The organism is Pedobacter jaeyakensis (assembly GCF_054461315.1).
Genome location: NZ_CM136921.1, coordinates 1,295,943 through 1,321,507, shown reverse-complemented (window position 1 = coordinate 1,321,507; position 25,565 = coordinate 1,295,943). Strand labels below are relative to the sequence as shown.

The following is a 25,565-nucleotide window of genomic DNA, read 5'->3' as shown; positions in this document are numbered from 1 at the left end:
CTTATTGCCTCATACACAAACTGATTTTTACTATGAAAATAGGTCTCGATATAATGGGCGGAGACTATGCTCCTAAAGCTAATGTTTTAGGAGCAATAGCTGCCCATCCTTTGTTATCTCCTAATGAGCAAATTGTGCTTATAGGTGATATGGAACAGATTAAACCTTTGCTTGCCGAACATGGATTTAATCCAGATCTTTTTGAGTATGTTCATACTAAGGAGGTTATTGGTATGGGCGAGCATCCTACAAAGGCCATAGTTCAAAAACCGAACTCCAGTATCTCTATTGGTTTTCAATTACTTAAAGAGGGTAAAATTGATTCATTTGCAAGTGCCGGAAATTCAGGCGCTATGCTCGTTGGTGCAGTTTTTAGTGTAAAGACCATTCCAGGCATCATTAGACCTTGCCTTTCCACCTTCCTCCCAAAACTTAGTGGTGGGGTTGGATTGATGGTCGATGTTGGTGCAAACGCCGATTGTAAACCAGATATCCTCCTGCAATTTGGCGTACTTGGTAGCTTATATGCCGAGAACGTGATGGGAATAACTAAGCCTAAAGTTGCGTTAATTAACATTGGAGAAGAGGATGAAAAAGGCAACATGCTTAGTCTGGCCACCTTCCCATTGATGAAAGACACACAGCTTTTCAATTTCGTAGGAAATGTTGAAGGAAGAGATTTGTTCAATGAAAAGGCAGATGTAATTGTTTGCGATGGATTTACTGGAAATATTATGCTGAAATTAGCAGAATCATTTTATGTGCTCACCAAAAAACGAGGCCTAAAGGATGAATTTTTCGACCGGTTCAATTACGAAAACTATGGCGGAAGTCCCGTTTTGGGTGTAAACGCACCAGTAATCATTGGTCATGGCATATCAAGTCCGACAGCAGTAAAAAACATGATCCTTCAATCTAGAGATATGGTGACAACAGGTCTTGTTGGCAAAATTCAGGCTGCATTTAATAATTAATAAACATGGGTAAAATTCATGCTGCAATCACTGCTGTTAATGGATACGTTCCAGATTACATTCTTACTAATAAAGAAATGGAGTCTATCGTGGATACAACAGATGAGTGGATTACCTCCAGAACAGGAATTAAAGAGCGGAGAATATTAAAGGGAAAAGGCCTGGGAACATCAGATATGGCTGTGCATGCGGTAAATGGATTACTTAATAAGAGAGGTATCTCCGCAGAAGAAATTGAACTCATTATTTTCTGTACAACAACTCCTGACCTACCCTTCCCTGCCTCAGCGAATATCCTTGCCGATAAAATTGGCGCAACGAATGCTTGGGGATATGATTTGCAAGCGGCTTGCTCTGGCTTTATTTATGGAGTTTCTACTGCCTCACAATTTATTGAGTCTGGAAAACATAAAAAGGTTCTGGTTGTTGGGGGAGACAAAATGTCTTCGATTATCAATTATAAAGACCGAACGACCTGCATCATTTTTGGAGATGGATGTGGCGCCGTACTTATGGAACCAAATGAAGATGGATACGGGGTTATGGATTCCATTTTACGAAGCGATGGATCAGGAAGGCAATATCTGCATCAGAAAGCGGGTGGCTCTGCAAGACCTGCATCACATGAGACTATTGATAATAATGAACATTCGGTTTATCAGGAAGGTCAAGCTGTATTTAAGTTTGCTGTAACCAATATGGCGGATGTTGCAGCTGATATCATGGAACGTAATTACCTTAAATCGGAGGATGTAACATGGTTAGTGCCTCATCAGGCCAACAAACGTATTATCGATGCCACAGCTTCCAGAATGGGTATTGGATCCGAAAAAGTGATGATCAACATACAGCGATATGGAAATACAACTAATGGCACTATTCCTCTCTGTTTATGGGAATGGGAAAGTCAACTAAAGAAGGGTGATAACATTATCTTAGCAGCTTTTGGAGGCGGTTTTACCTGGGGTTCAGTATACTTAAAATGGGCTTATTAAATTTATATCATAAAAAATCATAACTTAGTTAATTCTAAAAACATATTGTTTTCTTAAAATAACACCAAAAAATGGATATTAAACAAATTCAGGAACTTATTAAATTTGTTTCCCGGTCGGGCGTAAATGAAGTTGCTATTGAGCAGAAAGACTTCAAGATCACTATTAAAACAAATCAAACTCCAACAGTCGTTCACGCTACTGTTCCTGCTCCTGTTGTTACATCTGCAATACCTGCCGCCGCCGCTCCGCTGCCTGTATCGGCTACAGAAACAAAAGCTGCTGTAAGTGCCTCAGAAGATACTTCTAAATATATTACTATAAAATCTCCCATGATCGGTACTTTTTATCGCTCATCAACTCCAGATAAGCCTTCTTTCTTAAACGTTGGAGATGAAGTTTCAGTTGGAAAAGTAGTATGCATTATAGAGGCTATGAAGTTATTCAATGAGATAGAAAGTGAAGTTTCGGGAAGAGTTGTAAAAGTATTAGTAGATAACGCTTCGCCAGTGGAGTACGATCAGCCATTATTTTTAGTAGAACCAATGTAATCCGTCGTGCTGACCAAGGTCAGCTTCTCATTTAAAAATTAGGCCTTGAAACTGATTTCAAGGTGACGAAAAGAAAAAATAATATGTTTAAGAAAATATTAATTGCCAACAGGGGTGAAATCGCGTTGCGTATTATCCGTACCTGTAAGGAAATGGGCATTAAAACCGTTGCGGTCTATTCTACTGCGGACAGGGAAAGCTTACATGTACGCTTTGCGGATGAGGCTGTTTGCATCGGCCCTCCACCAAGTAAAGATTCTTACTTAAGTATTCCAAATATAATTTCTGCGGCGGAACTTACAAACGCGGATGCAATACATCCCGGTTATGGCTTTCTATCAGAAAATGCTAAATTTTCTTCAGTATGCCGTGACTACGGAATCAAATTCATAGGTGCAACTCCAGAACAGATTAATTCAATGGGAGATAAGGCATCTGCTAAAGAGACGATGAAAAAAGCAGGGGTTCCGACAATACCTGGTTCTGAGGGATTACTTGAAAGCGTTAAAGAAGGGATTAAACTAGCCAATGACATAGGTTATCCTGTAATATTAAAAGCTACTGCCGGTGGTGGTGGACGAGGAATGCGCGTAGTTTGGAAAGATGAAGATTTCGAAAACGCCTGGGATAGCGCGCGCCAGGAATCTGGAGCTGCTTTTGGTAATGATGGATTATATCTTGAAAAATATATAGAAGATCCGCGTCATATTGAGATTCAAATAATAGGAGATCAATATGGTAAAGCATGCCATTTGTCAGAACGTGACTGCTCTATTCAGCGTCGCCACCAAAAATTGGTCGAAGAAGCCCCATCTCCATTTATGACACCTGAACTTCGAGAAAAAATGGGCGAAGCGGCAATTAAAGGGGCTATCGCTGTACAATATGAAGGTGCAGGCACGATAGAATTTTTGGTTGATAAACACCGTAATTTCTATTTCATGGAAATGAATACAAGGATACAAGTGGAACATCCAGTTACTGAAGAGGTGATCAATTATGACCTTATTAAGGAACAAATTAAAGTAGCATCAGGTGTTCCAATTTCAGGAAGGAATTATCTTCCGGACATGCATGCAATCGAATGCAGAATCAATGCTGAAGACCCTTTCAATAATTTCAGGCCTTCACCAGGAAAAATTACCAATTTTCATTCTCCAGGCGGGCATGGCGTTAGAGTTGATACCCACGTATATGCAGGTTATCAAATCCCATCGAACTACGATTCTATGATTGCTAAATTGATTTGCGTAGCACAAACACGTGAGGAAGCGATCAGTACTATGGAGCGTGCATTAAGTGAATTTGTCATTGAGGGTATAAAAACCACTATTCCTTTTCATCTTAAATTAATGAAGGATCCTAACTTCAGGGCAGGTAATTTCACCACCAAGTTTATGGAGACTTTCGAATTTTCTGAATAATAAAAACTTTTTATAACATTTAAAACGTAAATACCATTCTAAATAAATAGAATGGTATTTTTGTTTCCAAATAAAGTACATGAGTGACAATAAAACACGGGACCTTATTGGTGCTATAAAAGAAAAAGGTAAAACGTTGGAAGCAGAAATGTCTTTCTTTGATCATATTGATGTCTTAAGAAAGCATTTACTACGTGCGTTAGCTGTGGTAGTCGTATTAACAGCTGGCGCTTTCTACTATACAGATTTTATTTTCAACACAATCATTATGGGACCTAAAAACCCAAGTTTTTGGACCTATAGGATGATGTGTAAGCTTTACGAACGCTTCCCATCGATAGGTGAAGAATTTTGTATACGAACACTGGATGCTAAGATAATTAATACAGAAATGTCTGGGCAGTTTACGCTTCAGTTAAATTCATGCGTAATGACTGGAATAATATTAGGAATTCCCTATTTACTATTTGAGCTCTGGCTTTTCATAAAACCCGCGTTGCATGAAAATGAAAGAAAATCTGCAAGTGGGTTTGTGGCTTTTGCCTCCATATTGTTTTTTACAGGTATCATCTTTGGCTATTATATTATTTGTCCGCTTTCAGTGAATTTCCTAATCAACTTTACCGTTAGCCCGGAGATACAAAATACGTTTACAATTGATTCCTACTTATCGTCAATTATGACCCTAACACTGGGTTCTGGCATTATTTTTCAACTTCCGGTTATCATTTACATCCTATCAAAAATTGGGATCATGACCCCGGCTTTTATGCGGTCAAGTAGAAGATACTCAGCGGTGATTATCCTTATCGTTGCTGCAGTTGTTACGCCCACAGCGGATCCATTTACCATGTTAATTGTTGCACTTCCTTTATTCCTACTTTATGAAATGAGTATCTACATTTCTGCGAATATTGAGCGAAAACGAAAAAAGGAACTAGCAGCTTAAGATTATTGCTATAACTAAAGCTTTACAATTCTTCACCATATTTCTATTTATTTTTGAAAAATATGTCAGTTCAACAAAACCTTAAAATCGCCATTGGCGCAGACCACGCAGGATTTGAATACAAAGAGATTCTTAAAACATATTTGAGTAATAATTATGAAGTAAAAGATTTCGGGACTTATTCAATTGAATCGGTGGATTACCCCGATTTTGCACACCCTGTTTCCTTCGCCGTGGAAAGCGGGGAATACACATTTGGCATACTTGTATGCGGAAGCGCAAATGGTGTCGCTATAACGGCCAATAAACACCAACATATTAGAGCAGGAATTTGTTGGCTGGATGAACTAGCGGCGCTTTGCCGGAAACATAACGACGCAAATATACTTTGCATACCTGCAAGATTCGTATCAGAAGATTTGGCTAAACAAATGGCAACCACATTCCTCACTACTGATTTTGAAGGCGGTAGACACGGCAATAGGGTAGAAAAAATTTCATGCTAGAAATCTAAGAACTAACTTTATGAGAAAACAATTTTTATATACAAGCTTTGTGCTATTGATGGGATGCACAGCCATTGCACAAAACAAGGACGCGGTTAAATTTAGCCAAACCATTAATAAAGATAACGCATACAAGCATCTTTCTGTACTTGCTTCCGATGAATATGAAGGACGAGAAACAGGAACAAAAGGCGGTTGGATGGCTGCAGATTACATAAAAAATCATTTTAAATCTCTGGGATTAAAAGCTATTGTAAATGGCGATTATTTTCAGAAAATTGATATGGTTAACTATAAACTCAAACAAATTTTAACAATTGAAGGGAAGCCTGCTGAACCACTTACAGATTTTTACATAACCAGCAGATCTACATCTGTAAACGGTTTTGCATTTAATGCAAATACCATATTGTTTGCGGGATACGGAATAAATAAGGATGGTTATAATGATTTCGAGGGTCAGGATGTAGCTGGAAAGGTGATCATGTTCTTTAAATCGGGACAGCCAGTTGCATCACCTGCTGCACCCAACACCCGAGGAGAATTGGCTGCACTTAATACTAAGTTTAAATACTTGACAGACAAAAAAGCACTCGCAATTTTGGTCATTGATCCATTAATTGATACGATGACTCCTAGCGCGAAAAACGAATTGCTTTCTTCTCCTCTGGTAATGAAAACGCAGGAAAATATTGAAAAAATGAAAGCGCCGCAAGGAATGGTTATCATTAATATCGGAACATCCCTTGCCAACTCAATACTTTCTGCAGCGGGAACTAGTATTGATGCAATAAAAAAGAAAATCGAAGACACTGGTAAACCTGCCTCACAAGAATTGAAGGTTAGCATCAGCGCTAGCGCAAGTAAAGTTGAACAACCAGTTAGAGCTGAAAATGTATTGGGTTTTCTGGAAGGTTCAGATGCAAAACTTAAAAAGGAAGTTTTAGTAGTTACCGGGCATTACGACCATATAGGGTTAACTACTTCTGGAGAAGATAAAGTGAACAATGGAGCGGATGATGATGGATCTGGAACTACTGGTGTTCTTTTACTTGCAGAAGCGTTTGCAAAAGCTAAAAAGGCCGGAAAAGGTCCAAAAAGGAGCATTTTATTTATGACTGTAACTGGTGAGGAAAAAGGACTATTGGGGTCTGAATGGTACTCTGAACACCCAGTGCTTCCCCTAGAAAATACGATCACGGATCTTAATATAGATATGATTGGCCGTGGGGATAAGGATCATGCAACCGATAACAACTTCGTGTACATCATTGGATCGGATATGTTAAGCAGTGACCTCGACAGGATTGGAAAAAAAGCCAATAAAGACTACGTGAATATCAATCTGGATGAGCGTTACAATAACCGTACTGACCCAAATCGATTCTATTACCGCTCAGATCATTATAACTTTGCAAAACACGGAATTCCTGTAATCTTTTACTTTAATGGAGTACACCCAGATTACCACCAACCAGGAGACGAGGTCAGCAAGATCGATTTTCCAATGCTGGCAAAAAGAGCTCGACTAGTTTACTTTACTGCATGGGAATTGGCCAATGGTTTAAAAAGACCCGTGGTTGATAAAAATGACGACGGCACCCCAAAAAAATAACTCAAGCCCACTTTAGCGAGTGGGCTTTTTTGTTTAATCAGATTTCAATATGAAGATATGTTTATTGAATATAAGCGCAAATTTCTCTAAGTTTGAACATGACTAAGATTGCGGAAGAATTTTTGGTAAAGGCAGATGAGAAAGCATTCGATCAAGGACATCGTAAAACCATTAATCACAATATAGGAAAATACAACATAGCAGTTGAGCGTGGCCTATCAAAGTTTGAGAACTTGGAAAACTCCAAGAAAAAAGCCCATGTGATAAAATGGAGAGTAATGGAGAATCTAGACAAAATGCTCCCTGAGTTTGAGTCTAATTTCCAAAAAAGGGGTGGTAAAGTAATTTGGGCTAACGATGCTGAAGAGGCTCAGCGGGAAATTCTTAACATTATTTCGAAGGTTGGTGGAAAAACAGTTATTAAGTCGAAGTCAATGACAACCGAAGAAATTCATTTAAACGATTTTCTTGAAAAAAATGGTATTGAGTCCCTAGAAAGTGATCTTGGTGAATATATCGTTCAACTACTTGGACAGCCTCCCTACCACATTGTAACTCCTGCAATGCACTTAAGCAAGGAGGACATCGCCAAACTTTTCCACGAAAAATTTGGAACTCCATTAGATTACACCCCTCAGCAACTTACTCAGAAAGCACGTGAATTGCTTCGAGAAAAGTACCTTAGTGCGGATATTGGGATTAGTGGCGGTAACTTTCTAATTGCAGACACTGGTAGCATTGCGCTCACTGAAAATGAAGGAAATGCCAGGCTTTGCACTACCTTTCCAAAAGTACATATAGCCATTGTAGGTATTGAAAAAGTAATCCCTTCTATTGCAGATCTCGACCTCTTCTGGCCCCTACTAGCAAGCCACGGAACTGGTCAGAACTTAACTGTGTATAACACAATACTGAGTGGTCCAAGACGTGGGTCTGAAACAGATGGGCCAGAAGAGATGTATGTGATTTTACTCGACAATGGCCGCACCAATCTTTTAGCTCAAAAAGAACAAAGGCAAGGTTTGTATTGTATCCGCTGCGGGGCATGCCTAAATGCTTGCCCAGTCTATAAAAACATTGGAGGACACACTTACAATACTACCTACAGCGGGCCAATCGGCTCTATTATCACTCCACACCTCAAGGGCATGAAAGAGTTTAAACACCTAAGCTATGCATCCAGTCTCTGCGGAAAATGCTCTGAAGTTTGCCCTGTCAAAATAGACATACATAAAATGCTGCTTCTCAATAGGCGTGATGCTGCGGCGAACCATGACAACACTAGGATTGAAGAATTTGGCTGGAAAGTTTGGAAAGCAAGCATGTTAAAGCGCTCCAGAATGGATCTAGTTGGCGGTAAAATAAAGAACTTCTTCCTTAAATCAATGTTTGGCAAAATTTGGGGAAAATACCGAAACATGCCTGTGATCGCAGAAAAATCCTTTTCAAAGCAATGGGTGGAGAAAAACAAAGATCATAAAAGCATTTAACATGATCTTCGACAGGAAAGGGAAAAGTGATAGCCAATTGATTCAATTCTACAGGCAACTCCTTTATCCTAGAATGATCGAAGAAAAAATGCTTATCCTTTTAAGGCAAGGCCGTATTAGTAAATGGTTTTCTGGTATTGGGCAAGAAGCCGTTGCGGTTGGAAGTACCATGGCCATGGAGGCTTCTGAATATATTCTACCGATGCATCGTAATCTTGGTGTTTTCACATCAAGGGGAATCGCCTTACAAAAACTAATGGCCCAATGGCAAGGCAAGGCTACCGGTTTCACCAAAGGCAGGGACCGTTCTTTTCACTTTGGAAGTCAGCAACATAAGATTATTGGAATGATATCTCATCTTGGTCCACAAATGGCTATTGCTGCCGGTATCGCACTAGCTGATGTGATTGCTAATAAAAAAAAGCTACGCTGGTTTTCACAGGAGAAGGTGCAACAAGTGAAGGAGATTTTCATGAGGCCATAAATGTGGCTGCTGTATGGGATTTACCCGTTATATTCTTGATCGAGAACAATGGCTACGGATTATCAACACCAGTCAAAGAACAGTTCAGATGTCAAAATCTGTCCGATAAAGCAATTGGTTACGGCATTGAGGGTATTCAGATTGACGGAAATAACATTCTTGAAGTTTATGATACCATTGCCCTAGCGGCGCAAAAAATGCGGGTAAACCCAAAGCCAGTGCTTATCGAATGTCTCACATTTAGAATGCGTGGCCACGAAGAAGCATCCGGCACAAAATATGTACCGCAAGAACTGCTTGATTCTTGGCAGCTTAAGGATCCGGTAAAAAATTATGAACAGTATTTATTGGATACTGATGTTCTTCATATAAAAGATATAGCTGCGCTGAAAGAAAGACTTAAGAGCCAAATTGAGGTTGAAATTGAAACTGCTTTTACAGAAGCCGAACCGATAGCCAGTAGTCAATTGGAGCTTGCAGATATGTACGCTCCAGCTAACCCGATAGGTAAAGATTCCATTAGCGATTCGAAAAAACACATGAGATTTTTAGATGCGATTTCGGACGCACTTAGTGAAGGTATGCAAAGGCATCACAACCTCATTATTATGGGGCAGGACATCGCAGAATATGGAGGCGCATTTAAAATTACTGAAGGCTTTGTGGAGAAGTTCGGTAAAGCCCGGGTGAGAAACACCCCCATTTGCGAATCTGCTATCATCGGGGCGGCGCTTGGATTGTCTATTAATGGCTTTAAAGCTATTGTAGAAATGCAATTTGCCGATTTTGTAAGCTGTGGGTTCAACCAAATCGTAAACAATCTGGCAAAAACACACTACCGGTGGGGTGAAAAAGCAGATGTAGTGATCAGGATGCCTACCGGTGCAGGAACGGGTGCAGGTCCCTTTCATTCACAAAGCAATGAGGCGTGGTTTACCAAAACACCTGGGCTAAAAATCGTATACCCCGCATTTCCTGAAGATGCCAAAGGACTCCTGTTAGCTGCAATAGATGATCCTAATCCTGTCATCTATTTTGAACATAAATATCTTTACCGCAGCACAAGCGGATCTGTTCCCGAGGGGTATTACGGGGTTGAAATTGGTAAAGCAGCTATTTTAAGAAAAGGAAGTCAATTCAGTATCATCACCTACGGACTTGGGGTTCATTGGGCATTAAACTATTTGAATAAAAATACTGAGTTATCTTGCACACTTGTTGATCTCAGAAGTCTGCAACCATGGGATCGAGAAGCAGTAGAACAAGCTGTTAAAGTTACAGGAAAAGTGATCATATTGCATGAAGATACTTTAAGCTCAGGCTTCGGAGCCGAAATAGCTGCCTGGATCAGTGAGCATTGTTTTAAATATCTGGATGCTCCGGTAATGAGATGTGCAAGTCTAGATACAGCAATTCCTATGAACAAGACACTTGAAGATACTTTTCTCGCAAATAGCAGGCTGGCAGATACGATCAGCCGGATACTGGCCTACTAATTTTGCTTGGCACGATAATGGAACTGTATCCTGCTCAGCATATTACATGAAAACAACAACATTCCTCCTTATTATTTTATCGGTATTCAATGCCTGCACGCAAGGCAGCAAACATCCCCAGGCCGACCTCATTAACAAAAGCACTGGAGAAGGTCTGAGCCCACAGCAAATCATTTTATATGCTGATTCTATTGATGCAAGTTTGAATGCTATGGAAAAATCGGTAAGCCTTATTTATATAGCCGGTGAATCCTCGTTCCATGTTGAGCGGTATAGCTTTCAGGGAATGCCCACTATGTTGGTGAAGTATACAGGTAACGAAGGGATAAGCGGAAATAGTGAGAAATATTACTTCAAAGATGATAGCCTTATTCTCATCAAAAAGAATAGTAAACTAATGAAAGACAGGAATATCGTATTTACCAATGATCGCATTTACTTGAGAAAAAACATACCATTTCTGGAAGATCAAAAGACTGCGTCATCAGCAGAAAAACTTTTACCGATACCTTTTAAGGAGATTAAAACAGACCAGCTGAATGCAATCAATTTCCAGGATTCTGTGCAGTTTTTGAATGATGCCATTGCTGGCAGGAATAGATTTGAAATGGTATTCGATCAATTTATTCCAGGATCAGATGCCGCCTCATTGCTATTAAAAAGCAAGATTCCAGGAGGTTACACTGCAAGTTTGAACGTTATTCAAAAAGACGCATTTATAGATAGTCTGCAACAAGATCCCTCTTTGTTTAGAAATCAGAAATTAAATTTAAAGTGGAATATTGTGAACAATGAAGCGGTTTATGTTCCAGTTAAGGTAACTTCAGCAAGTGGGTTAAACAAATAGATATTTCCATTATCAAGACTCGTACATCTAAATCTTTTTCGCAGTCGCTCCCCTTTTTTAAATCGTCTTCCATCCTTTATAGTAAAAGTGGCATTTAATGGAAGTTCTTCTAACCTATGAGCGCTATCGTTCGCAGTTGCATCATATTTTTTTAGCGTCCTTGACAAGTTCAAATCCGTACAACTAGCAGCAGTTGGATTATTCAAATAATTTACAATAGCATATTGAACATCTTCCGGAAAGATTTTCTTTTCCAGAAATGGAACCATCATTTTCTTAAAATTCCGCTTCCATTCTTCACCATGCGGCTTAACGTTATTTTTGTGATCATTCCATGTTAACAGATGAGCGAATTCATGTACGGTTGTCACTAGAAACGAGTAGGCATTGAGATTATTATTTACGGAAATCTTATGGCCAATTCCCTTATGGGGATGCCTATAGTCGCCAAGTTTAGTTGAGCGAGTTTTTGATATCTTAAATTCGCACTGAAAATAGTCGATCCAACGCGCAATCACGGGGGATGCTCCAACTGGCATATATTGTGCTAAGATATTCTCCTTTTCCACAACCACAAGTTACGGAATTACTTTAGAAATTGATAGACAATCAAACTGGCCACATAAGCTAATGCCGTCATGTAACCAAACTGTATAGCAGGCCATTTCCAGGATTTGGTTTCCCGATAAACTACAGCGACAGTACTCATGCATTGCATCGCGAAGGCATAGAAAAGCATAAGAGATAGTGCTGTGGCGAAAGTAAATATCGGCAAGCCGGTTTCCGGATCTATGGCATCTCTTATCTTATCCCTAAGCCTCATTTCACCTGCATCATCATCCACACTGTCAACACTATAAATTGTTGCCATAGTGCCTACAAAGGCTTCTCTGGCAGCAAATGAAGTGATCAGCGCAATGCCAATTTTCCAGTCGTAACCCAAAGGTCTTATCACCGGTTCAATAGACTGCCCCAATATACCGGCATAAGAATTCTCCAGTTTTTCTGCAGCCATATCACGCTGCAGACTATTAAAAGTTACGCTGTCTTGAGGTGATAGTTTAACATTATCAAACTTTTTCTCTAGCGAGCGATATTTAGCATTGATGCCATCAAATCTTTTCGGCGGACCGTAAGTAGCCAAAACCCAAAGAACTATAGAAATCGCGATAATTACTTTACCAGCCTCAAGCACAAAAGTTTTAGACTTTTCGTACATCGTCAAAAATACATTACTCCATCTTGGCATCCTGTAAACTGGAAGTTCCATGATAAAGTAAGAGCGCTCTTTCGCTTTAAGGATAAATTTCATTACAAAAGCCACAAGCATCGCAGCCACAATTGTGATGATGTACATGGCCATAAACGTAAGCGTCTGCAAGCTAATAAAACCAAAATACATTTTATTGGGCACCACGAGGGTGATCATCAGGGAATACACTGGCAGCCTTGCAGAGCAGCTTACCAACGGCGTAACCATAATCGTTATCATCCTGTCTTTCCAATTTTCAATATTTCTTGCACTCATTATGGAAGGCACTGCGCAAGCAATACCACCAATCATAGGTACTACAGATTTACCGCTCAAACCGAACTTACGCATGATCTTATCCATCATAAAAGTAACTCTGGCCATATAACCAGTGTCTTCCAAAATGGAAATTAATGCGAAAAGAATTGCTATCTGCGGAATGAATATTACAATACCACCCAAACCTGCAACTACTCCATCCAGTAAAAGATCCGTTAGTACACCCTGTGGCAAGATTTCATGCCCATAGCCAGTTAACCAGGTAAATCCTGATTCAATAAGATCCATTGGATAGGCAGACCAAGAAAAGATGGCGTTAAAAACAAAGAAAAGAATGAGTAAGAAGATAAAAAATCCCCAGAATCTATTAGTTAATACCGAGTCCAATCGGTCTGTCAGTTTAAACTTACGTTCAGCTCCGGTAACTTTTATTACATCTGCTAACACGGTGCTTAGGTGTCGATACCTGGCAATGGTCTCCGCGGCTTGAACTTTGGATGATTCGAACAAATGTTGTTGCACTATCTTCTCAATTTCTTCCAGTTGTCTGTCGCTAAGAAAAACCAGATGTTCATGTTGGTGTAAAACTTGTAAAGCGAAATAATCATTTTCGGTATTAAGCTCATTTTTAATTTCACCTATTGCCTGCGCTGCGAAAATCGAAACATCGATACCCGGTACCTGCGTGCTAATACGTCCTGTATTGGATAGCGCAACTTTAAGCTTATCGAGACCTTCATTCTTCCTGGCAGACATTTCGACTACCTGGATTCCTAACCGCTCAGAAAGTTTGTTTACATTAATATCAATCCCCTCCTTTTTTGCCATGTCGGTCATATTAAGAACCAACAGCATTGGAATATCTAAATCTGATACTTGAGAACAGAGCAATAAATTCCGCCTTAAATTTGTGGCATCGGCAACAAGTACAATCAGGTCGGGGTGACTGGCATTTTCCTTATCAGCTAAGACCTGAAATACAATACTTTCATCCCTGCTCTTTGGATATAAGCTATACGTTCCGGGAAGATCTATGATCTCCGCACCTCTTCCATCCGGAAGATTGCAGTAACCTATTTTCTTATCAACTGTGATACCGGGAAAGTTGCCTATTTTTTGGTTTAATCCTGTAAGCAGATTAAATAAAGTAGACTTACCAGTATTGGGATTACCAACAAGAGCAATTTTAATATTTTTCGCCAAGTTCTATTGTATTATAATAATAGATGCCTCGCTTTTTCTCAAGCAGAGCTGATATCCGGCAACTCGAATTGCGATAGGATCACCCAATGGTGCAAAGCGCTCAACTTCGACAAGCTCCCCCGGCAAGCAGCCCATTTCCATCAGTTTAACTGACATTTCAAGGTCTGTAAATGCAACAATGGTTCCCGTTTCTCCAGGATTCAATTGCGAAAGTTTCATCTGTTTGTATATATTATTTCAGGCGCAATTTAGCCTTAATTTATAATAAATCCAAATAGAGAACATGGTTAACCCGAGGCTATTTTTGTGGATAGGCGCTATAACTAACTTTCGGACATTTACATCCTGAATTGAAAATACCACAACCTCCAATTAAAGTTGCGGAAAGCAATAATATCAGCAAACTAGTTTTTCTTTTCATAATAATCTGATTTATGCAAAAGTACGTAACTGCAAACTGCCATTAAGACGCCCAACATATCACAAACAAAATCCCAAACCTCGGCAGACCGATATGGAAAAAACTTCCATTGTATCAACTCAATTCCAACCCCTATTGCAGAAGTAATAAACAGTATATTAAATATGGTAAAAAACCGAAAACGATAGCTCTTTTTTTCTAAAATTCGGCCAAAAAAAAGTAGAACGGTTAGTATAAAGAAGAAACCTAAATGAACAAGCTTATCAAAGCCTTCAAAAAAAAAGCCTGACCTCGACGAGGCAGGCATTCTCATGCAGCAAAGTATTAAAATAAAGACAGACCAGGCAATAGCCCAGCTGTGGTATTTTATCTTTCTTAAAAACCCCATTTATTATGCTCCAACAAGAGCCTTATATGCATCAGCATCCAATAGTTCATCAACTGAAGCAAGGTCTGCTAATGTTACTTTCACCATCCATCCTTCACCATAGGGATCAGAGTTTACCAATTCAGGACTATTGTTTAATGAGTCATTCACTTCTAATACAGTAGCTGTAACCGGCATAAAAAGATCAGAAACTGTTTTCACTGCCTCAACAGTGCCAAACACCTCATCTTTAGCAACTTCATCCCCAACAGTATTAATATCTATATATACAATATCGCCCAACTCACGCTGTGCAAAATCAGTTATACCAATCACAGCATCATTGCCTTCAACTCTAAGCCATTCGTGGTCTTTTGTGTACTTTAATTCTGATGGAAAATTCATTTTCTAAATTTTATATATTAATATAGTTTTTTTATGCAAAGTAAGTTACCTGCGTTTCAAAGGTAATTATTCTCGCTATTTATCACAATCCTAATTCAATGTAATCCTCAAACTAAATCCGAAATTACTGAAAGATGTATTAAATGTTTGTGAGGTGTATGGCTTAGTAATATTAGAATCGTAAAACAGCCTAATATTAAAGCGCTGATTCAGTATATAATCTACGCTTGGCCGCATTGTAATGTTTTTTGCTCCTGATGATACTTCGGCCTCTGCAACATCTGCCCTATATATTACCGTTTTATTATCCCGAACGGCTACATCCAGCTTAAAGTCCATGTTGTTATCCATCTTCAATTGGCTAAACAACCCAAATGGGAACCTAAACTTAGTGGTTCGGTAGCCAATTCCAAAAACCATATTGTTTTCCGAGAGTTGAGCAAGTTGACTATTCGAGAGACTAAGTCCCAATAGTCTCGACCTGCCGAGTTCGAAATTTGCTGTAAGGTTATTCTTTAGTCGGGTATCTACACCAATTAACGGAGAAAACTGCTCCGCAATAGTAACTTGACTATATTGATAATTAGGAAGAAAATTATTGTTAACATCTCTCGTGCTTGATGCACCATTTGTTTCCTGATACCTAATCAGGGAATTAAAACCGTTCACGCTGTAAACGGACCGGTAAGAATGTTTTATATCAATGGAACTAAATTTATCAGCCAGGTAAGGGATCCGTGTCAAGCCCCTATAATTCAGTCTCCAATTTGGTAGTGGTATTTTCGGGAAAGTACTCAAACTGGAAGATGAGGCGTCTTTCCCAGTATATGCAGCTAAAAATGCCGATACCAATACGTCTTGTGAATTCTTGTCGTAGCCATCTGCAAAACCTCCGGATGTACCGGATGAGTTAGGATTAATACCACCCAACCTTCTTGAAATCACCTGCCGGTTGTTCATGAAATTGCTATATAGCTGAGAGAAGGTACTTCCCGAATTTTCAGAGAACGCAGTTCCAAGCGTAATGAACGACACACTGTAATCTCCGGTAGTGAAAGGACTCAGGTTCCTAAAATCACGAAGATCATTGTCGTATCTAAAATTGCTGGAATAATTTAAAGTGCGGTTCTTATTTGCAGTAAGCGTAATACTCAAATCTCGAATAGGTTCTATTAAACTGGTAAGACTCAAGTCTTCTCTGAGTGTATTAATGTATAATTGCGACTGGAGTGTATCACTGGTTATCCAGCCATTACTCAACGCCAGGTTTCTGATATCTCTCTGACTACCCAAAACAAATCCAAGACCCGGCGCGCCAGTAATGTTGTCCAAACCCAGATAACTGGTCTTAGGTAAATAGCCCGGCAAAAATATACCCTTAGTTTCAGTATAAGCACCGGCAACATTCTTTACTCCTGTCAAAAGCCCGATGAAGAAACCTGTTCCTGTTTGCTTCTCGCCAGTAGGGTTTGCTTTTCTAACAAATCCAAACTTATTGTACAGACCAGTAAAATTCAAACTTGGGTTAACCTGGACTACTCTTGAGTTTTGTATCGTGTTTCCAAGATTGATGCTGGGATCTCTCAATGTGGAGAGCGGCTCTGTTTGCCAGTTAAAATTAGTACCATATCTAGTGGTCACCGTTACCCATTCCAACCCTGGTATTTTATTGATCGGCAAATTATACGTCAGGTTCAAATTATGCGTATAATCTGTATTTCTGCCCAAACGTTTTAGATTCTGCCAAAGTGTGTCACGTTTAATACCTTCAATCCTACCTTCTGGCTCATCAATTATAGAGTAATTAGTTGCATCAAAATCCAGCGTCATGGACCTACTTAAATTCCAGGTTATCCCGTAAACCCTTGTCACCAGAAAGTTCTTATTGTAAGTTGTATTTATAGGAATATAGTTATTTGGATCATTATTACGCAGGCTGTTTTCTGAATAATAACGATCAAGATCGATCCTAAAATTAATGGCACTTGGCAATATGCTAAAATTAAATTCCTTTAACAAAGCCAACTTGTTTGATTTAATTAGCTTATCCAAAGGGCTATATACTTTAGCTTGAGACGCATAGTTGTATGCTAAAGATGCCCTATATGTTTGCTGTATATTATTTTGATTAATAAAATCACGATGTGCAAACTTGGTATAGGCATAACTGGCATTTAAGTTTTCCACGTCCCAAACCTTTGGTGTTTTCTCCAGGTTCGTCCGTTCTTTGCGTACATTTGTAAAACTAATGCTGTTCCTTGTAGTAAAGTCCTGAGCATAGTTTAATATTTCCCTTTTCTCTGTTTTTGTTGCAGCGTCTAACGCGTTTTTTAATTCTATATCTGGGGTTCTCGGATCATATTGAGGGGTACTTACCTGGCTTGAGTAACTTACAAACATAGGAACTCGTATGCCTGATTTCTTTGGCAAAAACTTTCCAAGTTCCATACTTGATGAAGCATCAAAAAATACGTTATCTGCCCGATTCCTTTCACTAACCCGCTTTTCAAGGGAACCAAAACCAATAGTAGACTTACTTGCGGAAACATTTACGTCAGCAAAGTCGGCCAGTTGGGCATTCATCCTGGCGGTCGCCGCCCAACCGCCACGTTCATCAAATTCTGTTAACCTCAATTCATTAAACCAAACCTGAGCACTTTTATCCAATCCATCGTCTCTTAGCGGTATAGCTGCATTCCTCAACGGATTTTTCAGGCCAAGCATGTAAACCCTTATTTTACTCATATCCGGCTGCCCTTTTACGGTAATTGAATAACCATTTTCCACATAATTAAACGGAATATTCACTGGCCAGGGCTGTCCATTAAGTAGTGCCTTATTCCTGGCTAATTTGGCATTTTGGAACAACTCCAGCTTTATGTCTATCTTATTTTGATCTGGCCAAATCGCGTAAGGATCGCTTGTTCCAGGTGATGTTACTTTTAATGGCAACGAATATTCATAATAATTATCTTGGTTATCCGCACCTATTCTTAAGAAAGCATTTAAATCATTATCATTGAGTTGCGTGTTGCCCAACGCCTCTAAATGCACATACATTTCCAGTCGCTTATAAGACCTGAAATCGTTTATAGCAGTTTTGAAGGCAGCCCGACCATAGCCATCTCGGAGGTTTCTTAAATTAACGGACAACGACTGCTCATTTTGTCTGGTATCACCGCGGTAATTGCTGAAATCTCGTTCTCTTTCAATCCCAGGCGGCACTACGTAGGGTATTGGTGTACGTTTCCCGTTTTCCTCAATATTTACAGTGGCAACCTCTATAGTTGAATTATCAGCGCCCACTGGCAACAAAGCCTGGTCAACAATAACCTGAGAAGGGTCATTGTTAACATTATATTGTCTCCACTCACCCCTAACCAACTGTATCTTACCAAATCTCAATATAGAAGTATCTGCAAAATTGGTCATAAACATCCTGATAAAACGGATTGACTTAAAGTCTTGAATATTTCCTACTTTTTGTTGGTATTGTGCTAGCGGTATCCTGATCTGGTACCAGGTAACTGGCTGAGTAACTCCATTTGCAAGTTTTACCTGGGAAGTAATTTTATCCGTAACAAAGTTCTGCCCTACCTGTAAATCTCCCGGACGCATAGATACTTTGTATTGGTAATATTCGTCACTTTGCGTCATGTTATTATCTCTATTTACATCTTCCCCATCAGGCAAAGATGTGCTTGCAGAATTCTCTACTCCGAAATCCTCCTGAGATTGCTGAGGTGTTTTAGAATTACCTTCTGTTCCGTTATAACGTTGGTACCTCTTAAGGATGCCAGCATTCGACTGGTCCAAGAACCCGCTTCTATAGTAAGAATAATCATCTGATGATGGATCGTTGTCAAGTGCAGCAGCAGCATCTGGATTTAACTGCGCCTTTATCTGCGCAATTAATGCGGCAAACTTGCTCTTTTCATCGGCATTGGACAATCCATCTAAGCCAACGTCCTGAATTCTTCTAGCACCTGGGTCATTGTCGAAAGCTTGAACAACAGGCTGCAATTTTGGTACACGACCCCAGTTTGTTTCATCAAATTTACTTTGATCGCCATTTGCAGGCAAGCCATTTTCCAATGATTTTCGGCCGTCTTTTAAAATATCCTCAGATATATTTCCAAGGTTAAAATAAAGATCTCCACCCGCAGAATTTGGCTTATAGATATTGGGATCCATCACCCATAATTCAATAAACTCAATATTGAGGGCTTCAAAATCATTTGTTTCTAGTCTTCTAAATAAACCACCCCATCTGGAACGCGGGTTTGTAAGTGACCCGTTAGCTGTAAATCCAGTTGGCGTATAATTATAGGGTCCCCTAACCATCGGGTAAAACGCAAGGTCTAAGGTAGGCAATGTTACCGCTTGTCCTATCGCTGTTTCTTTGAATGGGAATACTTCCTGCTCTATAACCTCTCTTACATAGTGATTTGACAATTCGGTTCTGTTACCTTTCAAACTAGCTGGTAGGTTACTTGCCGTTCTGTTATAGAATATCGGATCGATATTATAGAAGGCAATTTGCGCTCTGTTATAACCATAGGCAAGGTTGTCTATCAGCTGTGATTCCGGAAAAAGCTGAGGCGTACCAGACAACTGCCAGGCAATTGCACTCTTTAAGTCAATTATAGAGCGGGATGCCTCAAAATCATCCAAAAAACTGACTCCACCAGTGGATCCCCCCACATCCAGAGCTTTAGGATGTCCAGGTAAAAGTTGAGCGAACTCGCCCGAAAATGTGATGTTAGATGGCGCTTTTGTAGAGATAAACGGCAATTTGTCAACCATTTTGGTTAGGAATCTCGACGCCGAACTATAGTTTACATCCATTCCCCAGATGCTGTTTGATATAGGCTCTTCGCCAAGGTTAACTTTAGGGGTTAGTGGCTTTTCAGACAAACTCATGAAAGTTCCTCCTAAGTTGAGTTTATTGTTTACCTTATAATCTAGCCTTGTACCAAATAATGATCTTTGTTGCAATCCAAAGAGCTCATTATTTTCTGTAGAAATCCTTATTGGCTGCCCTGAGATCAGCAAGCCTGTATTTAGAATTTTTACTCTTCCGCCCTGATAATCCACTGTAAAATCAACCCCCTCTTGCAGTGGAATTGTACCAGAAAACACTTTAACTGAACCCTCTGGTACATTAATCGCATTCAGGCTAAACTCAGACGAAATTTCCGATTGGTAGTTACCTTTTATCACATACCTGTTTTGCCGGGTAAAAAGTTGTTGTGCTATAACCTTGGTGGAGTCATATAATGCGGTATAGGTGTATTTATTAATAAATGCCTGTTCTGATGGCAAAAACTGTGCTGCAAGATCCTTACCGAAAGGTTCTAATTGAGGAAATATAATCCGGCCATTTAAGGGATCTATAGTGATGTAGCCATTTTTGGTGTTTGTAACTAAAACAGCAGTGTTGTTCGTAGTGTTGGTTTGAGTCCCGGCATTACCAAACGATGTACCGCCTGAACTATTATTGGTGGAGCTAAAGGGGTCGTTATCTATTTCAAAATCAAAGATTCCATCAGGCTTTAACTCATTTTGTTGGTTCAATCTGTCAAGTCCAACTACCTGTAACCACAATTTATCTTTTAAAGGCTTATTAAATTGATCAAGTTTCTCCCCTTCCGTTATTACAGGCCGGTCTATCCCACTAGCTTCATCAGTCCTGAAAATGTCGAGTTTGAAATTTTGAGCGCTGATCTGAAAACCACCAATACTATAGATATTTTTCATCATCAAATCCCAGGTAGGTAAGTTGGTTTTAGTAGTTTCGTTCTTCAATAATTTTGCAAACAATGCTTTAGGTGCAGCCTGATCAAAAGGTATATCTGTTGAGAACTCACCTACCTGATATTCTACGCCATTGAACGTGTACCGATAGGACACCGCCAGCACTTCATCAGTATTTAACGCATTGTTCAGAGAAATGTAGCCCAATTTCGGATGGAATGTAAATTCTCTGTCTGCCAATTTACGGGCATAAGTCAGCTTGGCAAAATTATCTGTTCCCCCATTCGCCTGAAAAAATGAAATGATGTCATTAGAATTTGTTTGTCGTGCTCCTGGGGGTAACTTTTCCAATAAATTATTTGACGCTCTGGGAAAAAGCGGATTGTTAAATCCCGATGGAAGGGCAGAATAACCAACACCGCTCAATTGGGCAGTATTGTATGGATTATTCTCTCCCAAATCAATAAAACCCAGCACATCTCTGGAATCCTGTGTATTTCCAGACTTGTTGGTAATCCATACTTCAATCTTGGTAATAATTACACCAGATGTGATTGTAGGTGGATTGGAAAGCGCCTTATTGTAATTGTTCCTGAAGTATTGTGCCAAAAAGTAATGTTTGTTGGCTTCATAATTATCTCCGCTGATTTTAAACTCATTTTGTTGAGCCCCATTGCTAATCTGTATTTCGCGGGACTGCGACTTCTGCTGGGTAAAAACCGTATTAACATTTAATTTTCCAAATTGTAATTGCGTCTTGATACCAAACAAGGCTTGTGTTCCAGTAATTAATGTCGTGTTTAACGGCAAACTGACATTACCTGCCTCTATTTTCTTAATGATATCGTCTTCACCGCCCGTATAATCCAACTTAACCTGGTTCTCAAAATCAAACTGGGCTTCAGTATTGTAGTTCATGTTGATTTTCAGTTTGGTACCGATGTTTCCGATTACGTCCATCTGTATCCGCTGATTAAAATCAAAATTGCCCTGAACCCTTTGCCGCTCATTGAAAAGAGGATTCTCGTTTCTGTTGATACGGCCCAAAAAAGTTAACTCAGCTTCTCCGCGAGGTTGCACATCAATAGTTGTTCCTCCAAAAATACGCTCAAAAGCCCTGCTATTGACTTTTAGACTGGGTATTATACCAGTGCGCCGCACCTCGTCGACTTCTTGATTGGAAAAAGCACGCCAATTTTCCCGTTTAATTTCGCTACTAATAAGTCTCTGGTACTCGTCTATGGAAAGATATTGGGGGATTGCCATCTGCTTATCGCCAAGCATCTGCCTGATCACATATCGCTTGCTTACCGCGTCATAATCAACTTCCCTGCGCAAATTTCCGGGAAGTGGTGTAAACGGATTGGACACGGGCCTGATTCCCAACCGACTCTTTTCCTTTAAGCTGAAATTATTCTTTGCCGTATCAATTGCCTTTGTTGTTTGAGCAACCTGTGAAAAAGCTTGCCGCCCACTTAAAGACACAATTAAAAAGAAAATAAGCGTTAAAAGTCTTTTCAATTCTAAAAATTATAAGTTTTTTAAGGCAAACTTGATCAACTGCTCTACAGACAATTCCAGACCACCGCTTTTTACTGCATTATCCAATACTTTCTCAGACGCAGGCTTAGCAAACCCCAGCATCATTAAAGCAGATAAAGCTTCCTCCCTCACTGTATTATTAAGCGGAGCGGCTATCAAAGATCCGGATCCTTCTTTCTTTAATTTGTCCTGCAACTCCAGTACAAGTCGCTGAGCTGATTTGACACCGATTCCTTTTATGCGCTGTATTAAGGTTAAATCTGCATTTACAATCGCAGTTTGTATCTCATTGGGCGTAATGGACGACAACATCATTCTACCGGTATTGGGACCAATGCCAGACACTGATATCAAATGTAGAAATAACCTTCGCTCCCCCTCATCCGCAAAGCCATAAAGCGTGTGTGCATCCTCCTTAACGTGTAGCCAGGTGTAAATCTTGCAACGTTCAGCGCTTCCTAAAAGGCTGTAAGTATTTAAAGAAATATTAATGTGGTAACCTATACCTCCGGCCTCAACCACAATATAAGCGGGACATTTAAAGGTTAACCTGCCATCAATATACTCGTACATACCTTATTTTTTTGAAATTCTTTTTAGTAAACCGCCTCTTTTTGAATTGGCTTCCGCTTCCTTCCCCTGTACATCCAGAACCGCTATAGTTACCATATTTACGATCTCCCTCACAGAACTACCCAGTTGCACGATGTGAACAGGCTTCTTCAAACCAAGCAGAATTGGTCCTACCGCTTCCGCTTCGCCAAGCTCCTGCAGCAATTTATAAGCGATGTTTCCCGATTCCAGATTTGGGAAAATCAGCGTGTTTGCGGGGGCATCAATTAATCTGCTAAATGGAAAATTATCTCTTAACAGTTCATTATTAATGGCAAAATTGCCCTGCATATCACCATCAACAACGATATGAGGATGCTGATCATGCAATAATTTCACAGCCTTTCTTACCTTTTCGGGCACTACGCCTTCATTAGACCCAAAGTTAGAATATGACAGTAAAGCAACCCTTGGTTGGATGTTAAATTTGCTTACAGCACGTTCCAATAGCAAGGTCAAATCCACTAATTCTTCAGCAGTAGGATCAACATTAACAGTGGTGTCACCAAAAAAGACAGGACCTTTTTTTGTCATCATCATGTACATCCCTGCTACACGGTTAACACCCTCTTCAGTACCAATTACCTGTAATGCTGGTTTAATGGTTGTAGCATAGTTTTTTGTTAAACCGGATACCATGGCGTCCGCTTCTCCAAACTCCACCATTGATGCACCAAAATAGTTTCTATCCCGCAGCATTTTAGAGGCTTCCAATAATGTTACTCCCCTTCTCTGTCTTTTCTGATATAAGAAATTTGCATATTTATTCATCCGCTCCTTCTCTTCAAAAGGATCAATAATGGCTACACCTGCCAGATCAAGGGCATTTTCCTCAATAATTCGTTCAATAACTGCTCTATTGCCCAATAAAATAGGAATCGCTACATTTTCATCCTTAACAATCTGTGCAGCTTTTAAAATTTTATAATTATCTGCTTCAGCAAATACTACACGCTTAGGATCTGATTTTGCTTTATTGGTGATAGCACGCATGATGGCATCATCCCCACCTAGCCTGCGCTTCAATTCTTCTACGTATGCATCCCAATCAGTGATGATCTTCCTGGCGACGCCAGAATCAATTGCAGCTTTTGCAACAGCTGTAGATACATTGGTCATTAATCTGATGTCCATTGGCTTTGGAATGATATATTCCTTACCGAATTTGATGTTGTTTACATTATATGCCATGTTCACTGCTTCCGGAACCGGCTTTTTAGCCAATTCTGCAATAGCTTTGACTGCAGCAATTTTCATCTCCTCATTAATGCCAGTTGCCCTCACGTCTAAAGCCCCCCTAAATATATACGGGAAGCCTAACACATTATTTACCTGATTAGGATAATCAGAGCGTCCAGTTGCCATAATCAAATCCTTTCGTGCGCTTACAGCTAGCTCATAAGCAATTTCCGGATCAGGGTTAGCCATCGCAAAAACAATAGGGTTTTTAGCCATGGATTTCAACATGTCCTGGCTTACGCAATTTGCAGAAGAAAGACCTATGAATACATCTGAGTCCTTCATGGCTTCTTCGAGGGTCTCTAGTTTTCTTGATGTCGCAAATTCGGCCTTAATTACATCCAGATTTTCACGGGTTTCCCTGATCACACCTGAGCGGTCGCACATCACAATATTTTCCTTCTTTGCGCCCAAAGAAACGTATAATCTTGTACATGAAATGGCAGCTGCACCGGCGCCATTAACTACAATCTTAATCTTGTCCATTTTTTTCTTCTGCAGCTCGCAGGCATTTAATAATGCAGCTGCAGAAATGATAGCAGTCCCATGCTGGTCATCATGCATCACAGGAATATTCATTTCTTCCTTCAACCTACGCTCTATTTCAAAGCATTCGGGAGCCTTGATATCCTCTAGGTTCACTCCACCAAATGTTGGCTCCAAAGCTTTAACGATCTTCACAAAATCGTCAACATTTTTGGTATTTAACTCTAAATCGAATACATCTATATCAGCAAAAATCTTAAACAAAAGACCCTTACCCTCCATAACTGGTTTACCGGCTTCGGGACCAATATCTCCCAATCCTAGAACTGCGGTGCCATTACTAATTACCGCAACCAAGTTGCCCTTAGCCGTGTATTTATAAACCTCTTCTTTATTTTCAGCTATTCTTAAACAAGGTTCAGCTACTCCTGGAGAATAGGCTAATGCCAGATCTCTTTGAGAGTTAGTAGGTTTAGTTGGTATGACCTGGATCTTCCCGGGACGCCCCTGAGAATGGTAGTCTAAAGCGTCTTGTTTTCTATTGATTTTACTCATAAAAATGGATAATTGTAAAAGGTCAAAGTTACAATTCTTTTATATAGCCTTAAAATAAAAAAAGGCTTCCAAACTACATAACAGATACTAAATTTAGATGAATTTGAACAAACTGA

Annotated in this window: 18 protein-coding genes and 1 pseudogene; 11 read left to right on the top strand and 8 right to left on the bottom strand. The window is 39.7% G+C overall.

The window, feature by feature from the left end; all coding sequences use genetic code 11:
• The first annotated feature begins 32 nt into the window (after positions 1 to 32).
• From plsX to ACXZ1K_RS05920, 11 genes and pseudogenes are all read left to right on the top strand, one after another.
• Positions 33 to 974: a phosphate acyltransferase PlsX gene (plsX, locus tag ACXZ1K_RS05970; RefSeq protein WP_458972470.1), complete on the top strand. Its 942-nt coding sequence runs from the start codon at positions 33 to 35 to the stop codon at positions 972 to 974.
• Positions 975 to 979: 5 nt separating this feature from the next.
• Positions 980 to 1,969, top strand: a complete 990-nt coding sequence (locus tag ACXZ1K_RS05965; RefSeq protein ID WP_458972469.1) for a beta-ketoacyl-ACP synthase III — start codon at positions 980 to 982, stop codon at positions 1,967 to 1,969.
• 71 nt (positions 1,970 to 2,040) lie between these two features.
• Positions 2,041 to 2,520 carry an acetyl-CoA carboxylase biotin carboxyl carrier protein gene (gene accB, locus ACXZ1K_RS05960; RefSeq protein ID WP_458972468.1) on the top strand — a complete coding sequence of 160 codons (480 nt, stop codon included), beginning with the start codon at positions 2,041 to 2,043 and terminating at the stop codon, positions 2,518 to 2,520.
• An 83-nt stretch (positions 2,521 to 2,603) separates the two neighbouring features.
• Complete coding sequence (gene accC, locus ACXZ1K_RS05955; protein WP_458972467.1) at positions 2,604 to 3,944, top strand: acetyl-CoA carboxylase biotin carboxylase subunit; 1,341 nt, start codon at positions 2,604 to 2,606, stop codon at positions 3,942 to 3,944.
• 79 nt (positions 3,945 to 4,023) lie between these two features.
• Positions 4,024 to 4,893 carry a twin-arginine translocase subunit TatC gene (gene tatC / locus ACXZ1K_RS05950; protein ID WP_458972466.1) on the top strand — a complete coding sequence of 290 codons (870 nt, stop codon included), beginning with the start codon at positions 4,024 to 4,026 and terminating at the stop codon, positions 4,891 to 4,893.
• A 62-nt stretch (positions 4,894 to 4,955) separates the two neighbouring features.
• Positions 4,956 to 5,399 carry a ribose 5-phosphate isomerase B gene (gene rpiB, locus ACXZ1K_RS05945; RefSeq protein ID WP_458972465.1) on the top strand — a complete coding sequence of 148 codons (444 nt, stop codon included), beginning with the start codon at positions 4,956 to 4,958 and terminating at the stop codon, positions 5,397 to 5,399.
• A gap of 19 nt (positions 5,400 to 5,418) precedes the next feature.
• Entirely contained in the window at positions 5,419 to 7,014 is a 1,596-nt protein-coding gene (locus tag ACXZ1K_RS05940; RefSeq protein WP_458972464.1) for a M28 family peptidase, read from the top strand.
• A 98-nt stretch (positions 7,015 to 7,112) separates the two neighbouring features.
• Positions 7,113 to 8,504, top strand: coding sequence for a LutB/LldF family L-lactate oxidation iron-sulfur protein (locus ACXZ1K_RS05935; protein WP_458972463.1), 1,392 nt, complete (start codon positions 7,113 to 7,115; stop codon positions 8,502 to 8,504).
• 1 nt (position 8,505) lies between these two features.
• Positions 8,506 to 9,374 (top strand): annotated as a pseudogene (locus ACXZ1K_RS05930) (thiamine pyrophosphate-dependent dehydrogenase E1 component subunit alpha); the annotation flags it as partial.
• A gap of 96 nt (positions 9,375 to 9,470) precedes the next feature.
• Positions 9,471 to 10,484, top strand: coding sequence for an alpha-ketoacid dehydrogenase subunit beta (locus ACXZ1K_RS05925; RefSeq protein ID WP_458973239.1), 1,014 nt, complete (start codon positions 9,471 to 9,473; stop codon positions 10,482 to 10,484).
• A 46-nt stretch (positions 10,485 to 10,530) separates the two neighbouring features.
• Positions 10,531 to 11,331: a hypothetical protein gene (locus ACXZ1K_RS05920; protein WP_458972462.1), complete on the top strand. Its 801-nt coding sequence runs from the start codon at positions 10,531 to 10,533 to the stop codon at positions 11,329 to 11,331.
• Here ACXZ1K_RS05920 and ACXZ1K_RS05915 read toward each other — a convergent pair.
• The 8 genes from ACXZ1K_RS05915 to ACXZ1K_RS05880 all read right to left on the bottom strand — a co-directional run bounded on the left by ACXZ1K_RS05915 (position 11,286) and on the right by ACXZ1K_RS05880 (position 25,449).
• Positions 11,286 to 11,900, bottom strand: coding sequence for a SprT-like domain-containing protein (locus ACXZ1K_RS05915; RefSeq protein ID WP_458972461.1), 615 nt, complete (start codon positions 11,898 to 11,900; stop codon positions 11,286 to 11,288). The genes ACXZ1K_RS05920 and ACXZ1K_RS05915 overlap by 46 nt on opposite strands.
• Before the next feature lie 17 nt (positions 11,901 to 11,917).
• Positions 11,918 to 14,065: a ferrous iron transport protein B gene (gene feoB / locus ACXZ1K_RS05910; protein ID WP_458972460.1), complete on the bottom strand. Its 2,148-nt coding sequence runs from the start codon at positions 14,063 to 14,065 to the stop codon at positions 11,918 to 11,920.
• Between the two features lie 3 nt (positions 14,066 to 14,068).
• Positions 14,069 to 14,284, bottom strand: a complete 216-nt coding sequence (locus ACXZ1K_RS05905) for a FeoA family protein (RefSeq protein WP_458972459.1) — start codon at positions 14,282 to 14,284, stop codon at positions 14,069 to 14,071.
• A 185-nt stretch (positions 14,285 to 14,469) separates the two neighbouring features.
• A complete protein-coding gene (locus tag ACXZ1K_RS05900; protein ID WP_458973238.1) occupies positions 14,470 to 14,793 on the bottom strand; it encodes a VanZ family protein in 324 nt (107 codons plus the stop codon).
• A gap of 84 nt (positions 14,794 to 14,877) precedes the next feature.
• The gene (gene gcvH / locus ACXZ1K_RS05895; protein WP_458972458.1) at positions 14,878 to 15,258 is read right to left on the bottom strand and encodes a glycine cleavage system protein GcvH; all 381 of its coding nucleotides are present in this window, start codon (positions 15,256 to 15,258) and stop codon (positions 14,878 to 14,880) included.
• Positions 15,259 to 15,348: 90 nt separating this feature from the next.
• A complete protein-coding gene (gene sov / locus ACXZ1K_RS05890) occupies positions 15,349 to 22,536 on the bottom strand; it encodes a T9SS outer membrane translocon Sov/SprA (protein WP_458972457.1) in 7,188 nt (2,395 codons plus the stop codon).
• Between the two features lie 9 nt (positions 22,537 to 22,545).
• Positions 22,546 to 23,130 carry a Holliday junction branch migration protein RuvA gene (gene ruvA, locus ACXZ1K_RS05885; protein WP_458972456.1) on the bottom strand — a complete coding sequence of 195 codons (585 nt, stop codon included), beginning with the start codon at positions 23,128 to 23,130 and terminating at the stop codon, positions 22,546 to 22,548.
• 3 nt (positions 23,131 to 23,133) lie between these two features.
• Positions 23,134 to 25,449: an NADP-dependent malic enzyme gene (locus ACXZ1K_RS05880; protein WP_458972455.1), complete on the bottom strand. Its 2,316-nt coding sequence runs from the start codon at positions 25,447 to 25,449 to the stop codon at positions 23,134 to 23,136.
• Between the last annotated feature and the right edge of the window lie 116 nt (positions 25,450 to 25,565).